Origin of the sequence: Streptomyces sp. NPDC001843, assembly GCF_042891955.1 — a bacterium.
Lineage (GTDB): Bacteria > Actinomycetota > Actinomycetes > Streptomycetales > Streptomycetaceae > Streptomyces.
Window position 1 is genome coordinate 120033 of record NZ_JBIATQ010000009.1, and the last position, 14320, is coordinate 134352.

At 71.6% G+C, this 14320-nt stretch carries 12 protein-coding genes; 7 read left to right on the top strand and 5 right to left on the bottom strand.

Annotation, left to right across the window (positions count from 1 at the left end; all coding sequences use genetic code 11):
- Positions 1–60: 60 nt before the first annotated feature.
- Both ACFYZQ_RS23125 and ACFYZQ_RS23130 read right to left on the bottom strand, forming a co-directional pair.
- Complete coding sequence (locus tag ACFYZQ_RS23125) at positions 61–1734, bottom strand: IclR family transcriptional regulator C-terminal domain-containing protein (RefSeq protein ID WP_389150732.1); 1674 nt, start codon at positions 1732–1734, stop codon at positions 61–63.
- Between the two features lie 135 nt (positions 1735–1869).
- Positions 1870–3177, bottom strand: coding sequence for a M6 family metalloprotease domain-containing protein (locus ACFYZQ_RS23130; RefSeq protein ID WP_389150735.1), 1308 nt, complete (start codon positions 3175–3177; stop codon positions 1870–1872).
- A gap of 297 nt (positions 3178–3474) precedes the next feature.
- Here ACFYZQ_RS23130 and ACFYZQ_RS23135 point away from each other — a divergent pair, with 297 nt between their 5' ends.
- Complete coding sequence (locus ACFYZQ_RS23135) at positions 3475–4119, top strand: TetR/AcrR family transcriptional regulator (protein WP_389150737.1); 645 nt, start codon at positions 3475–3477, stop codon at positions 4117–4119.
- A gap of 182 nt (positions 4120–4301) precedes the next feature.
- Entirely contained in the window at positions 4302–5828 is a 1527-nt protein-coding gene (locus tag ACFYZQ_RS23140) for an MFS transporter (RefSeq protein WP_389150740.1), read from the top strand.
- Between the two features lie 42 nt (positions 5829–5870).
- Here the strand turns inward: ACFYZQ_RS23140 and ACFYZQ_RS23145 are convergent, their stop codons facing one another.
- Positions 5871–6380, bottom strand: coding sequence for a MarR family winged helix-turn-helix transcriptional regulator (locus tag ACFYZQ_RS23145; protein ID WP_389150743.1), 510 nt, complete (start codon positions 6378–6380; stop codon positions 5871–5873).
- Between the two features lie 104 nt (positions 6381–6484).
- On the opposite strand from ACFYZQ_RS23145, the gene ACFYZQ_RS23150 reads away from it, so the two are divergent.
- Complete coding sequence (locus ACFYZQ_RS23150) at positions 6485–7276, top strand: dioxygenase (protein WP_389150745.1); 792 nt, start codon at positions 6485–6487, stop codon at positions 7274–7276.
- Between the two features lie 63 nt (positions 7277–7339).
- On the opposite strand, the gene ACFYZQ_RS23155 is transcribed toward ACFYZQ_RS23150, so the two are convergent.
- Positions 7340–7858: a GNAT family N-acetyltransferase gene (locus ACFYZQ_RS23155; protein WP_389150748.1), complete on the bottom strand. Its 519-nt coding sequence runs from the start codon at positions 7856–7858 to the stop codon at positions 7340–7342.
- Between the two features lie 195 nt (positions 7859–8053).
- On the opposite strand from ACFYZQ_RS23155, the gene ACFYZQ_RS23160 reads away from it, so the two are divergent.
- Positions 8054–9052, top strand: a complete 999-nt coding sequence (locus ACFYZQ_RS23160; RefSeq protein WP_389150750.1) for an RNA polymerase sigma factor RpoD/SigA — start codon at positions 8054–8056, stop codon at positions 9050–9052.
- Between the two features lie 520 nt (positions 9053–9572).
- On the opposite strand, the gene ACFYZQ_RS23165 is transcribed toward ACFYZQ_RS23160, so the two are convergent.
- On the bottom strand, positions 9573–10538 hold the full coding sequence (locus ACFYZQ_RS23165; RefSeq protein WP_389150752.1) for a helix-turn-helix transcriptional regulator: 966 nt from the start codon (positions 10536–10538) through the stop codon (positions 9573–9575).
- A gap of 62 nt (positions 10539–10600) precedes the next feature.
- Between ACFYZQ_RS23165 and ACFYZQ_RS23170 the strand changes: the two genes are divergently transcribed.
- From ACFYZQ_RS23170 to pfkB, 3 genes are all read left to right on the top strand, one after another.
- A complete protein-coding gene (locus tag ACFYZQ_RS23170) occupies positions 10601–12115 on the top strand; it encodes an MFS transporter (protein WP_389150754.1) in 1515 nt (504 codons plus the stop codon).
- A gap of 207 nt (positions 12116–12322) precedes the next feature.
- Complete coding sequence (locus ACFYZQ_RS23175; RefSeq protein WP_389151354.1) at positions 12323–13084, top strand: DeoR/GlpR family DNA-binding transcription regulator; 762 nt, start codon at positions 12323–12325, stop codon at positions 13082–13084.
- Positions 13081–14028, top strand: coding sequence for a 1-phosphofructokinase (gene pfkB / locus ACFYZQ_RS23180; protein WP_389150757.1), 948 nt, complete (start codon positions 13081–13083; stop codon positions 14026–14028). The genes ACFYZQ_RS23175 and pfkB overlap by 4 nt, the downstream gene beginning before the upstream one ends.
- Positions 14029–14320: the final 292 nt, after the last annotated feature.

The window sequence follows — 14320 nt, forward strand, 5'->3', positions numbered from 1 at the left end:
GGCGTGGTCGTGTTGGCCACTGGCGTCAGCGTACCGGATCTCGTCGGTGGGGGTGGGGAGTCAGGTCGGGGGGACGTGGGTGAAGCGGGAGGCGGTGTGGAGGTCGGTCTGGATGTGGGTGGCTGTGGCGGTGAGGGCGGGGAGGAGGTGGGTGACGCAGTCGTCCAGGGTGCGGCGGGCCGCGTGGGTGGAGATGTTGATGGCGGCGATGACCTGGCCTGTGCGGTCTCGGATGGGGACCGCGATGGAGCGGAGGCCTGATTCGAGTTCTTCGTCGGCCAGGGCGTAGGGGTGGGAGGGGGCCGACGGCAGTAGTGCGCGGCCGAGGGAGGTTGCCCGGGCGGGAAGGCGGGTGCCCACCGTGATGTCCGGTGAGAGGACTCGGCTCGTGGTGGCTCTGGCCGTTAGTTGGATCATGGGCTCCCTCCTGCTCGCGGACGGCTCCGGGGGCACCAGTACCGCCATGGCCGTCGACTCCCCCACCTGGTTCGCCAGCGCTCTGAGGTGCCAAGTGGCCAGCTGGGGCAGGGTCGTGCGGGAGAGGGGCGGGAAGCCGAGGGAGAGGACGCGGGGGGTGAGGGTGAAGGTGCGGCGGTCGGGGGACGTGGCCATCAGGCCCAGGTGTTCGTAGGTGATCAGGGCTCGTCGCGCTGTTGCACGGGCCAGGCCCGTCGCCTTCGCCAGTTCCGCCAGGGTCAGGTGCGCGCGGCCCTCGCCGAAGGCGGTCAGGACCGTGAGGCCACGGGCCAGGGATTCGACGAAGCCGCGGCCGAGTTGGGTCTTGGACGCCGTCGTCCAGGTCGCCAGGCCGGACGGGTGCGGGCCGGGAGACGTCGGCGGCGCGTCGCGCAGATCCGTTTCCATCGCCGTCACCGCCTCCCGCAGGCGGGGGAGCAGGGTGTCGCGCAGGCCGGTCGCCGTGTGGCGGCTGGTGTGGCTGACGACGTTCGCGGCGCAGGCCACCCGGCCCGTCGCCGGGTCCCGTACCGGTACGGAGACGGCCACCAGGCCCGGTTCGATCAGTTGGTCGTCCAGGGCGTAGCCGTCGGTTGCCGCCTGTGCGGAGCGGTGGGGGAAGTCCCCGTCGGTATCGGAGGCGGCGCCTGACTCGTGCCTTGTCCGGGGGACCGCCGGGAATCCGGTGTCCTCCGGGTCCGCTGCCCTGCGCGCGCGCCACCGCGTCCAGTCCGCCTCCGTCCAGTCCGCCGCGAACAGTGGGCCCGGCGCGGTGCGTTCGGCGGGGAGGAGGTCGCCGATGCGGAAGCTGAGGGACATCGCGCGGCGGCGGGTGGCCTGGTGGATGAAGCGGATGCCGTCGCCGTCGGCGACCGCCAGCGACACCGACTCGTCGAGCTCGTCGGCCAGGGCGTCGGCGCGGGCGTCCAGCAGCGCGGGCAGGTGGAGGGCGGCGAGGTAGGCGTTGCCGAGTTCCATCACGGGGGGCGCCAGTACGACTTCCCGGCCGTCGGGACGTACGTACCCCATGTGCTCGAGCGTCGCCGTGATCCGGTCCACGGTGGAACGGGCGAGGCCGGTGGCCCTCTCCAGCGCGCTCGGGCTGAGGGTGCCGCCCGCCTCGGTGAGCTCTCGCAGTACGGCGATCCCGCGGATCAGAGGGGTGACCGCCTCCGCCGGTGGCTCGGCGGTGCCCGCTGCGCCCTCGGTCCGTGCGGCTCCTGCGGCTTCCGCGGTGCCCCGCGGGGCGTCGGCGTCCAGTGCGGTGTTCGCGGGCATCGGCTCCGGCTCTCCGGTACGGCGGCGGTCTCCGTGCGACCGTCGCGGTACGGCGGCCACGTTGCGACCGTCGCGGTACGGCGGTCTCGGCACGCCTACCGTAATCCCAAGCGGTCCGGCGACCCCGTGGTGTGGCTAGCTCCGCGTCACCCGCACCCGGTAGTCCCCGGCCGAGTTCCCCTCGGTCACCTTCACGGTGATCCCCCGCAGCGGGTCCTTGAAGGTCTCCCCGGGGCCGAAGGGCGCGTCGGAGAGTTCGGCGTGGACGTTGGGGCTGCTGGTGCAGCCGCCGGAGTGGCCGTGGGCGTCGTAGACCTTGATGGGGCCGCTGCCGGTGTCGACGTTCGCGTCGACCTTGTAGACGAGGATGCCGGGGCTGCACACGGTCTCGTCGTTGCCGCCCTGGGCGCGCAGTTCCAGGGCGTAGCCGCTGTGGCCGCTGACCGGTATGAAGACGAGTTTGCGTCCGCCGGTGCGGTACAGCGGGGTCAGTTCGTACTCGGTGGTGCCGCGGGCCGCCGCGCAGCTGACCTGGGCGGGGTCCAGCCAGCCCAGTTTCCACTTGTGCCAGGCGAGCAGGTCGTTCCCGGCGCCCCAGTCCTCGCTCATGATGTCCCAGTGGCCGACCGCGCCGCCGCCCTCCTGGGTGTAGAGGTCGGGCAGGCCGAAGACGTGGCCGTTCTCGTGCGGGAGCACGCGGTAGCCGGTGAGGGCGTAGGAGCCGGATCCGTCGTCCTGGCGGGAGTAGACGAAGGAGGCGTTGGCGACCGGTGTTCCGTCGGCGACCGGCGCCTCGGCGTTGCCGGCGAACGTCACCGACAGGACCGTGTCCAGGGCGGGCGGGCCCGCGTTGGGGGTGATCAGCACGTTCAGCAGGTCGTACGAGTGGAAGTCCACTGCGGGGTCGGCGGCGGCCACGATGTCCTGGACCAGCCGGCGGTAGCCGGGGTCGAAGGGGGCGCCGCGCTCTATGCCGTAGGCCTTGAACGGTTTCGGCATGCGCAGCCAGTCGGTGACCGGTGTCTCGGGGCGGTAGTCGAGACGGCCGTAGGAGGCGGTGTGGAACCACTCCTGGGTCTGCGGGAAGAACTCGTGGAAGCGGTCGAGGGCGCGGCCCTGGCCGGGCGCGTCGGAGAAGTCGACCATGAGGGTCAGGGCACGGACGGTGCCGGTGGAGCGGGCGTAGCCGCCGGGCGTCGGTATGCCCTCGGTCATCTGGACGTCCGGCCCGCCGCTGATCATGCAGCGGGCGAGGGCGGGGGAGCGGGCCAGGGCGACCGGTCCGGCTCCGGCGGCGGTGGAAGCATCCGTGAGGTGTCCCGTGCCCGCCGAGGTGCTGACCGCGAGGGTCAGCGTGGTCACGGACGCGAGGGCGGCCACACGGCGCGGGCGTATCCGGTGTGCGCCCGGCGCACGCCGGCCGCTGGACGACTGCGGCTGCATGCAGGGACCTTCCGCTCCAGGCAGCCGCCGGTCGCCGACTGCACCCTTTCGATCACCCTGTGTCAGAGGGGTGCTGGGCGCGCGTTGGAGGAGACCGATCGTGGGTTTCTCGCCGGTACGCGAGCGGGGGGAGGGGGGAGGGCGGACGTGGAGTGATCCAGCTCACACACATATTCCTGCCGAGCCGGAAATAACCGGGGACTGTTTCCCCGTTTAGCCCTGTGTCCAAGCGAAACGGGGACTCATCCCCCGGATCGCCTCACCCGACGAGCTCACCCGACGAGTCAGGAGTACGCCGTGCCCACCGCGACCCCCGTGCAGCGCAAGGTGACCCGGCCGCGCGCCGACGCCCTGCGCAACCGGGAGCGGATCATCACAGCCGCCCGGGAGATGTTCGTCGAGTACGGCCCCGACGTGCCGCTCGACGAGATCGCCCGCCGGGCCGGTGTCGGCAACGCCACGGTGTACCGCAACTTCCCGGACCGCGACGCCCTGGTCCGGGAGGTCGTCTGCTTCGTCATCGACCGTACGGCGCGCGCGGCGGAGGAGGCTCTCGCGGAGACGGGGGACGCCTTCGCGGCTCTGGAGCGTTTCGTGCACACCGCCGCCGACGAGCGGATCAGCGCGCTGTGCCCGATGGTCTCCACCACGTTCGACCAGAACCACCCCGACCTCGAAGCGGCCCGCAAGCGGGCCGAGCAGACCGTCGAGGAAGTCATGGACCGCGCCAAGGCGGCCGGCCGGCTCCGCCCCGACGTCTGTGTCGGCGACCTGATGCTCGCCGTGAACCAGCTCAGCCGGCCCCCGGCCGGTGCGGACTGCATCAGCATGGACCGCTTCGCCCACCGACTCCTGCAGCTGTTCCTGGACGGGCTGCGGGCCCCGGCCCGCTCCGTACTCCCGGGTACGGCCGCGACCATGGAGGACTTCCGGCAGACCTGACCGATGAGTTCCGGGCCGTACACCGGTCGAACCCCGTAACAGCCGACCTCATAACAGCCGACCTCCGGCCGCCGTGCGCACGGCGAGCCGCCGATGCCCTCATGCCTTTTTCCTTACGGCGTCCAGGACGTTACTCATGACGTCCCCGACGTGCTTTACGACGTCTTGAAGTGAGTATCCCCATGTCAGAAACAGCCCCGGCCACCCTCGGCACCGCCGACCCCAACCGCTGGAAAGCGCTCGTCTTCATCGCGCTCGCCCAGCTGATGGTCGTCCTCGACGCGACCATCGTGAACATCGCCCTGCCCTCCGCCCAGCAGGACCTGGGCATCTCCGACGGCAACCGCCAGTGGGTCGTGACGGCGTACGCCCTGGCCTTCGGCGGTCTGCTCCTCTTCGGTGGCCGGATCGCCGACCTGTGGGGCCGCAAGCGGGCCTTCGTCATAGGTCTGGCCGGCTTCGCCGCCGCCTCCGCGCTCGGCGGTGCCGCGACCAACGGCACGATGATGTTCGGCGCCCGCGCCCTCCAGGGCGTCTTCGGCGCCATGCTCGCCCCCGCCGCGCTCTCGCTGCTCGCCGTGATGTTCACGGACGCCAAGGAGCGTGCCAAGGCGTTCGGCATCTACGGTGCCATCGCCGGTGGTGGCGGCGCCGTCGGCCTGATCCTCGGCGGCTTCCTCACCGAGTACCTGGACTGGCGCTGGACCTTCTTCGTGAACGTCCCCTTCGCGGTGGTCGCCGCGGCCGGTGCCTACTTCGTCATCCGTGAGCCGGAGGGCGGCCGCAACCGCTCCGCGCTCGACATCCCGGGTGTGGTCCTGTCCACGCTCGGCCTGGTGTCCCTGGTCTACGGCTTCACCCGCGCCGAGTCCGACGGCTGGGGCGACTCCCTGACGGTCGGCATGTTCGTCGCGTCCGCCGTGCTGCTGCTCGCCTTCGTGGTCGTCGAGTCCAGGGTCGCGGCCCCGCTGCTGCCGCTGCGCGTGGTCACCGACCGCAACCGCGGTGGCATCTACCTCTCGCTGGGCCTCGCGATCATCGCGATGTTCGGCCTGTTCCTCTTCCTGACCTACTACCTGCAGGTCGTGAAGGGCTACTCCCCGGTGAAGACCGGATTCGCGTTCCTGCCGATGATCGCGGGCATGATCACCGGCTCCACCCAGATCGGCGCCCGTCTGATGACCCGGGTCCCGGCCCGGCTGCTGATGGGCCCTGGCTTCCTGGTCGCCTCGCTCGGCATGCTGCTGCTGACCCGGCTGGAGATCGGCTCGTCGTACGCGACCCTGCTGCTGCCCGCGATGCTGCTGCTCGGCCTCGGCATGGGTACGGCGTTCATGCCGGCCATGTCCCTGGCGACCACGGGCGTCGAGCCGCGGGACGCCGGTGTGGCCTCGGCGATGGTCAACACGTCGCAGCAGGTGGGCGGTGCGATCGGTACGGCCCTGCTGAACACGATCGCGTCCTCCGCGACCACTTCGTACATCAAGGACCACATGGCGACCGCGGCCACCAAGCCGCAGCAGCAGCTGGTCCAGCTCCAGGGCATGGTGCACGGCTACACCAACGCCATCTGGTTCGCGGTCGGCATCCTGGTGCTCTCCGCCGCGATCGTGGTGACCTTCGTCAACGCCGGCAGCCCGGGCTCCGGCGCGGTCGCCTCCGGTGACGGGGTCGAGGACGAGGCCGCGGTGCCGGTGATCGCTCACTAGGCAGGGCGCCGCGGCTCCCTCAGGCAGCGCGCCGCGGCTCCCTCAGCGGAGCCACGGCAGGTCGGCACCCGCTTCGTCGGGCTGAAGGCCCTCGGCGACGATCTCCATGATCTCGCCGAGGGTCTTCTGCTGTTCCGGGGTCAGGCGCTCGAAGAGGGCCTGGCGTACGGCGGTGACATGGCCCGGCGCGGTGCGCCGCAGCACCTCGTACCCCTCCTCGGTCAGCACCGCGAACTGGCCGCGCTTGTCGGAGGGGCAGTCCTCGCGGCGTACCCAGCCGTTCTTCTCCAGGCGGGCGATGGCGTGCGAGAGGCGGGAGCGGGTGATCTTGGCCCTCATGGCCAGCTCGGTCATCCGCAGCCGGCGACGCGGGGCCTCGGCGAGTCCGACGAGCAGGCCGTAGTAGACGTGCGGCATTCCGGCGTCGCGCTGCAGCTGACGGTCGAGGAAGTCCTCCAGCAGCGTGGTGGCGTGCAGGTACGAGCGCCAGACGCGCTGCTCCTCGTCGGTGAGCCAGCGGTGCTCGTCGGCGGATTCGGATGCCGTGTTCATGCGTCCCACTGTACGGGGTGCCTTCTTGAAGCTTAAACAAGTGTGGCCTACACTGTTCGGTAGAGCTTGAGAGTTAAAGCAATCGTCGACGAGGGAGCCGCCTCATGTCTGCCACCGCGCCGGAGCGCATGCCCGCCCTCTACCTCAGCCACGGTGCCCCGCCGCTCGCCGACGACCCCGTCTGGCCGGGGCAGCTCGCCGCATGGTCCGCCGACCTGCCCCGCCCCAAGGCGATCCTCATGGTCTCCGCCCACTGGGAGGAGGCACCCCTCGCCCTCGGTGCGACGACGACCGTCCCGCTCGTCTACGACTTCTGGGGGTTCCCCGAGCACTACTACCGGGTGAAGTACGAGGCCCCCGGCGCACCGGAGCTCGCCGAGTCCGTACGCAAGCTGCTGCGCGCCCCCGGTATGCCCGTGCAGGACATCCCGGACCGCGGTCTCGACCACGGTGCCTACGTCCCCCTGGTGGAGATGTTCCCCGCCGCCGACATCCCGGTCCTGCAGATCTCCATGCCGACCCTCGACCCGGTGCGCCTGATGGAGATCGGCCGCAGGCTCGCCCCGCTGCGCGACGAGGGTGTGCTGATCGTCGGCTCCGGCTTCTTCACCCACAACCTGGCCGCGCTGCGGCACGCGGGCAACGGGGTGCCCAGCTGGTCCTCCGAGTTCGACGACTGGGGACGGCGTGCGCTGGAGACCCGCGACTGGGACGCTCTGCTGGACTTCCTCGACAAGGCCCCCGCGGGCCGCTACGCCCACCCGCGCACCGAGCACTTCGCCCCGCTCTTCGTCACCATGGGCGCGGCGGAGGCCGGCGATGAACTCGACGCGCAGAAGTCCGTGATCGACGGCTTCTGGATGGGCATGGCGAAGCGGTCGGTGCAGTTCGGCTGAGCGGCGGCCCGCGGTCGGCCGGGCGGCTGGGGATGCCGACCGCGGGCCGGGTCGACCGTGGGGTCAGAGCTCCTTCTCGTACCAGGCGACGTCCCAGTACCGGCCGAACTTGCGGCCGATCTCCCGGTAGGTGCCGATGTGGCGGAAGCCGAAGCGCTCGTGCAGCCGGGTGGACGCCTCGTTCGGCTGTGCGATACCCGCGTAGGCGCGATGCAGGTCCTGGCCGGACAGGGCCTCGAAGAGGGCCTTGTACAGCAGGGTGCCGATGCCGCGGCGGCCGGCGTGCGGTGCGAGGTAGACGGTCGTCTCCACGGACGTGCTGTACGCGGGCTTCGGCCGGTGGGGGCTGGACGTGGCGTAGCCCAGAATCTCCTGGGACTCCGCGGCCACGGCAACCATCAGGCGGTACGGGCCGTCTTCCGGGTGGGAGAGCAGCCAGGGGCGACGCTCCTCGGGCGTGAACGGCGTGATGTCGAATGTGATGGGCGTCTCACGCACGTAGTGGTTGTAGATGTCGGTGAGGGCTTCGAGGTCACCCTCGGTACCCGGCCTGACCTGCACCTCTGCACGCTCTGAGAGCATTGCACCTCCCTGTGTGGCCGGACAGGGTACTGCATGATCAGAAAAAACGAGGGGTGGGTTGGGAATTCTGTCCGGATTCCAGTCGTTGTTTCCTTCGGATGCCGGGCACCCGAGGAGAGTCCCAACCGTTCCACCCGCGGAGTGCCGAGTGTCCGCCTGGACCACCCGCTGACCCACCATCGCAAGGGAGCACGCATGGCAACCCGTGCCGTCGCCCGTCGTCAGTCCGCCACCGGCGAGACGACCGACGCGGCAAGCAGTGTTCGCGCCCATGGCGGCGAGATCGCCGACCGCGACCTGGTCGGCATGTACCTCGACGAGATCGCACGGACACCGCTGCTCGACGCCGCCAAGGAAGTCGACCTGTCCCAGACCATAGAGGCGGGCGTGTTCGCACGGCAGATCCTCGACGGGTACGAGGAGTCCAAGACGGACGCCACCCGTGAGGAGCTCGAGGCCCTGGTCGCCGAGGGGGAGCGCGCCAAGGACGTGTTCATCCGCTCCAACCTGCGCCTGGTCGTCGCCGTCGCACGCCGTTACCCCCGCAGCGGACTGCCCCTGCTCGACCTGATCCAGGAGGGCAACGCGGGCCTGGTGCGGGCCGTCGAGAAGTTCGACTACCGCAAGGGCTTCAAGTTCTCGACCTACGCCACCTGGTGGATCCGGCAGGCGATCACCCGCTCGATCGCGGACCAGTCCCGCACCATCCGGCTGCCCGTCCACCTCGTGGAGGAGCTGGGCCGCATCCGGCGTGTGCAGCGCGAGTTCAACCGGGAGAACGGCCGTGAGCCGGAGCCCTCGGAGATCGCCGCCGAGCTCGGCTCGACGCCCGAGCGCGTCACCGACGTGCTCGACTGGGCCCGTGACCCGGTCTCGCTGAACATGTCGGTGGACGACGAGGGCGAGACCCAGTTCGGCGACCTGCTCGAGGACACCTCCGCGGTGTCGCCCGAGCAGTCGGTGCTTACGCTGCTGCGCAGCGAGGAGCTGGACGATCTGATCGGCCGCCTCGACCAGCGCACCGCCTCCATCATCAAGATGCGCTACGGCATCGAGGACGGCCGCGAGCGCACGCTGACGGAGGTCGGCAAGGAGCACGGTCTGACCCGCGAACGCATCCGCCAGATCGAGAAGCACGCACTGCTGGAGCTGAAGAAGCTGGCCCGGAGCACCGGCTTCGACGCGGCCGCGTAGGGCGGCGGCGCAGGGCCTGCCCGGTGTGCCGATCGCCCCGGCGACCGCGGACGCGTACGCCGGGTGGCGGAAGACCGCGCAAACATGGCTCTGGAGCGCCGCTTCAACTCGTGGGGCCCCGGGAAAAACCCCTCGGGGCCCAGCAGTCCGCGGCCCTGACCCGCGCTCCCTCAGAGGGGGCACCTCCCAGCCGCCGTGAAGAGAGACGTGAGCGGAAACGTTCTCTCACCCTGATGCCACGTCCCGACGCACATCCCCCCCGGCGCCGGGACCTTCCCAGAGCCGGGCTTCGGTGCCTGTCCCCCCGGGTGCCGGAGCCCGGCTCCTCGGCGTCACGCGGGCATGCCGGGGCGGCGGGGCGGCGGGGCGGCGGTCCACCCCGTACCTGAACCCCGGGGTGAACCGCGGGCATGCCGGGGCGGCGGGGCGGCGGTCCACCCCGTACCTGAACCCCGGGGTGAACCGTCGGACCATAGATTTTGCCACACGGGTATGGCGCACCGCCGGTGGCACGAACTCCTCACAGGCACCCCGCCCTGCTCAGGCGCCCGCCCAACTCCCTCACGCAGGTGAGGAGTTCCTCGGGCCGCCGGACGACGAAGTCGCAGCCCACCATCGCCAGCCGCACTGCCAGCCACTCCATGGGGCCCCCGGACGTTCCGCGCACCACGCACCTCGCGGAGCCCACCGCCTCCGGTCGGCCCACCCAGGCCGGCACCCGGGACGCGACGAAGTCCACCGACTCCGCGAACTCGACCTCGTACTCGTACGCGTCCTGCCGTCCATGAATGGACTGGCGCAGATACTCCGCCGCGCTCCCCGTGGGCAGCTCGCGCGGGGTGAACCGCGCCCCGGTCGCGAACGGATCGCTCACCCGGTCGACCCGGAACGTGCGCCAGTCGTCCCGGTTCAGGTCGTACGCCACGAGGTACCACCGCCGCCCGGTCGACACCAGCCGGTAGGGCTCGGCCAGCCGCCGCGACTCGCTGCCGTCCTTGGCCCGGTACGCGAACCGCAACCGTTCCCGGCCGGCCACCGTCGACGCCATCACGGTGAGCGTCTCCGGTGCGATGCTCGCCCCGTCCCCGCTGGTCAGCGGGGTGGTAGCGGCCTGCAGCGTGGAGACGCGGTGGCGCAGCCGGGCCGGCAGGACCTGCTCCAGTTTCGCCAGGGCGCGCACCGAGGCCTCGTCGACTCCCGCCACCGCGTGCCCGGCGCCCGCCCGCAGCCCCACGGCGATGGCCACCGCCTCCTCGTCGTCGAGCACCAGCGGCGGCATCGCCTTGCCCGCGACCAGCCGGTACCCGCCGTCGGCACCCATCGTCGCCTGTACGGGATAGCCGAGCTCGCGCAGCCGGTCGACGTCCCGGCGGACCGTGCGGCGGGACACCCCGAGCCGCTCGGCGAGCTCGCCGCCCGGCCATTCGCGGGGCGTCTGGAGGAGGGAGAGGAGCTGGAGGAGCCGGGCCGGGGTGTCCGTCGTCATACGTCAGAGGATGCCGCAGAACTAGGACATGATCTGACCTACTCAGTCTCTACCTTCGGTGCATGACCTCCTCCGAGACCCGTAAGCCCACCCCGCACGAGGCGGCCGACCGCCGTCGCTGGTTCGCCCTCGCGATCGTGATGACCGCCGCCTTCATGGACCTCGTCGACGTCACGATCGTCAACATCGCGATCCCGTCGATCCAGCAGGACGCGGGCGCCTCCTTCAGCCAGATCCAGTGGATCACCGCCGGTTACGCCCTGGCCTTCGCCGCCGGGCTGATCACCGGCGGACGGCTCGGCGACATCCGCGGACGCAAGCGACTGTTCCTCGTCGGCGTCGGCGGCTTCACCCTCGCCTCCGCGCTGTGCGGCTTCGCCGCGAACCCGGAGATGCTGGTCGCCTCCCGCATCCTGCAGGGTGCGATGGCGGCGATGATGGTGCCGCAGGTGCTGTCGATCGTGCACGCCACGTTCCCGGCGCACGAGCGCGGCAAGGTGTTCGGGCTCTTCGGCGCGATCGTCGGCCTCGGCGCGGTCTCCGGTCCGCTGCTGGGCGCGCTGCTGACCGAGTGGAACCTGTTCGGCCTCGAGTGGCGGCCCATCTTCCTGATCAACCTGCCGGTCGGTGTCGTCGCCCTCCTCCTCGGCCGCCGCTTCATCACCGAGTCCAAGGCCCCGAAGGCGCTGAAGCTGGACCTCGTCGGCGTCGCGCTGGTGACGCTGGGCCTGCTGATGCTGCTCTACCCGCTCACCCGGGGCCGTGAGCTGGGCTGGCCGCTGTGGGGCTACGTGTCGATGGCCGGCTCGGTCGGCGTCTTCGCGGCGCTGGTGGCGTACGAGCGGCGCAAGAGCGCGCGGGACGGGTCCCCGCTGGTCGAGCTGTCGCTGTTCCGGGTGAAGAGCTTCGCGGCGGGCATCGCGGTGCAGACCGTCTTCGGGGTCGCGCTCGGCGTGTTCTTCCTGGTGTGGACGCTGTACATGCAGGTCGGCCTCGGCTGGAGGCCGCTGCGGGCCGGGCTGACCGGCGTGCCGTTCTCGATCGCGGTCTCCATGGCGGCCGGGCTCTCGGTGCAGAAGCTGGTGCCCCGCTTCGGCCGCAAGGTGCTCCAGGCGGGCGCCCTGCTCATGGCCCTCGGTGTCCTCATCTACATGGCGGAGGCCCACCGGTACGGCCTCGCGATCGCCTCCTGGCAGATGGCGCTGCCGCTGGTCGTCATGGGCACCGGCATGGGCCTGATCGTCGCCCCGCTGACGGACGCGGTGCTCTCCGAGGTGCCGCGGGAGCACGCCGGTTCGGCGTCCGGCCTGATCAACACCGTGCAGCAGATGGGTAACGCGCTCGGGCTCGGCCTGGTGTCGGTGGTCTTCTTCGGTTCGATCGGCGACCACCTGACCCGCCCGGAGGTCGGCCCCGCCTTCGTGAACGCGTTCCAGCACGCGCTGGGCTGGGTGGCCGCGGTGATGGGCGTGATCTTCCTGCTGATGTACGCCCTGCCGAAGCGTCCGGCGCAGCATGTGGAGGGCGGCGCGACCGAGCTGCCGGCGCAGGACAGGGAGCGGGAACTCGTGTCCTGAGCTCGGACGGGGTCCGGAGGCGGGGTTCCGCTCCGGCCGGAGGCAAGGGCCCGGCGCCATCAGGTGCCGGGCCCTTCGGCCTGCCCCGATCGCGGCCGGAAGTCCGTTCATGCCCGAATGCGGTCCGAACCCGTTTACTTTTCGGACATCCGGGCGTAGCCTCCGAATGAAACCACACGTTCGGGCATGAGTCGGAGGCGAACGGACATGTACGCACCGGAGCGGCAGCAGGCGATCCTCCGGCTCGCCCGTGACGGCGGCCGAGTGGACGTGCTGTCGCTCGCCGAGGAGTTCCAGGTGACGGCGGAGACGATCCGCCGCGACCTGAAGGCCCTCGACCGCGCCGGCCTGGTCCGCCGGGTGCACGGCGGTGCCATCCCGGCCGGACGCCTCGACTTCGAGCCGGACCTCGCCGAGCGCGAGGGCACCGCCGCCGACGAGAAGGACCGGATCGCCAAGGCGGCCCTGGCCGAACTGCCGACCGAGGGCACGATGATCCTCGACGCCGGCACCACGGTCGCCCGCCTGGCCGGAGCCATCCCGCTGGAGGCCCGGCTGACCGTGGTCACGCACTCCCTGCCGATCGCGGCCCGTCTCGCCGACCACCCGGGCATCCAGCTCCATCTGGTCGGAGGACGCGTACGGCACCGCACGCGGGCCGCCGTGGACGCCTGGGCGCTGCGCGCGTACGGCGAGATCCGCGCCGACGTCCTGGTCCTCGCCGCCAACGGCTTCTCCGCCGAGCACGGTCTGACCACCCCCGACCTCGCCGAGGCCGCGGTCAAGCGCGCGGCGATCGCCGCCGCCCGCCGCGTGCTGCTGCTCGCCGACGCCACCAAGCACGGCCAGGAGCACTTCGCCCGCTTCGGCGACCTGAGCGACGTGGACCTGCTGATCACCGACAGTGGGCTGAACCCCGAAGACGCCGTCGCCATCGAGCGCGGCGGTACGGAAGTAGTGCGCGCATGATCCTCACCGTCACCCCCAACCCGTCCCTCGACCGTACCTACGAGGTCCAGGCCCTGAAGCGCGGCGAGGTCATCCGCGCCGAGACCGAGCGCATGGATCCCGGTGGCAAGGGCGTCAACGTGTCGCGCGCGGTGACCGCCGCCGGGCAGCGCACCGTCGCCGTCCTGCCCCTGGGTGGTGCGCCCGGTGCGCTCGTCGCCGAGCTGCTCGACGCGCAGGGCATCGAGGTCGCGCCGGTCCCGGTCGCCGGGGCCACCCGCTCCAACATCGCCCTCGCGGAGGCGGACGGCGTACTGACGAAGATCAACGCGCCCGGCCCTGAGCTGTCCCGTCAGGAGCAGGAGCTGCTGCTGGAGACGGTCCGCGCGCAGTCGGGCGACGCCGACTGGATCGCGTGCTGCGGCAGCCTGCCGCGCGGCCTCGCCCCGGCCTGGTACGCCGACCTCGTCGCGCGGGCGCACGCCGCCGGCAAGCGCATCGCCCTGGACACGTCGGGACCCGCGCTGCTGGAGGCGCTGCGGGAGCGCCCCGACGTCGTGAAGCCGAACGCGGAGGAGCTGGCGGAGGCCGTCGGGCGCCCCCTGGCGACCGTGGGCGACGCGGTGAAGGCGGCCGAGGAACTGCGCGAGATGGGCGCGCGGGCCGTGCTCGCGAGCCTGGGCGCCGACGGGCAACTGCTGGTGGACGCCTCGGGGGCCTGGTTCGGCAGCGCGCGGGTAGACGCGGTACGCAGCAACGTGGGCGCCGGCGACTCCTCGCTCGCCGGTTTCCTGATCGCCGGCGGCAGCGGTCCGGAGGCCCTCGCCTCGGCCGTCGCGCACGGCGCGGCCGCCGTCCAGCTGCCCGGCAGTGTCATGCCGACCCCCGCCGACCTGGACCCGGCGGCGGTGACGGTCACAAGGGAGGTCCCGGTGAACCGCGATCTGACGGAGCCGGTGTCATGAACGCACGTACGCCCCTGCTCGCCGCCCCGCCCCGGCTCCTCGCCGCCCCCTCCCGGCGCCCCGAGCTGAAACGGTTCGCCATGAAGCGGCGAGACGCCCCGTTACTCGCCGCGGCCACCGGCCGGCAGGGCAACCTGAGCCGCTCTGCCGGCCCGCGGAGGCGGGGCTTCCCCGGTCCCGCCTCCGCACCCACCGCCACCCCCCACCCGGCTTTCCCCCACCCCGCTTCCCCCCACAGCACCCCCGTCCCCACCCCCGCCCACCCCACCCCCCGGGCGATACGCGTGCTAAG

Bases quoted from the DNA above. Each gene is read 5' to 3' on its own strand.
- ACFYZQ_RS23130 (WP_389150735.1), bottom strand. From the start codon at position 3,177: ATGCAGCCGCAGTCGTCCAGCGGCCGGCGTGCGCCGGGCGCACACCGG.
- ACFYZQ_RS23125 (WP_389150732.1), bottom strand. From the start codon at position 1,734: ATGCCCGCGAACACCGCACTGGACGCCGACGCCCCGCGGGGCACCGCG.
- pfkB (WP_389150757.1), top strand. From the start codon at position 13,081: ATGATCCTCACCGTCACCCCCAACCCGTCCCTCGACCGTACCTACGAG.
- ACFYZQ_RS23155 (WP_389150748.1), bottom strand. From the start codon at position 7,858: ATGCTCTCAGAGCGTGCAGAGGTGCAGGTCAGGCCGGGTACCGAGGGT.
- ACFYZQ_RS23140 (WP_389150740.1), top strand. From the start codon at position 4,302: ATGTCAGAAACAGCCCCGGCCACCCTCGGCACCGCCGACCCCAACCGC.
- ACFYZQ_RS23165 (WP_389150752.1), bottom strand. From the start codon at position 10,538: ATGACGACGGACACCCCGGCCCGGCTCCTCCAGCTCCTCTCCCTCCTC.
- ACFYZQ_RS23150 (WP_389150745.1), top strand. From the start codon at position 6,485: ATGTCTGCCACCGCGCCGGAGCGCATGCCCGCCCTCTACCTCAGCCAC.
- ACFYZQ_RS23170 (WP_389150754.1), top strand. From the start codon at position 10,601: ATGACCTCCTCCGAGACCCGTAAGCCCACCCCGCACGAGGCGGCCGAC.
- ACFYZQ_RS23160 (WP_389150750.1), top strand. From the start codon at position 8,054: ATGGCAACCCGTGCCGTCGCCCGTCGTCAGTCCGCCACCGGCGAGACG.
- ACFYZQ_RS23175 (WP_389151354.1), top strand. From the start codon at position 12,323: ATGTACGCACCGGAGCGGCAGCAGGCGATCCTCCGGCTCGCCCGTGAC.
- ACFYZQ_RS23145 (WP_389150743.1), bottom strand. From the start codon at position 6,380: ATGAACACGGCATCCGAATCCGCCGACGAGCACCGCTGGCTCACCGAC.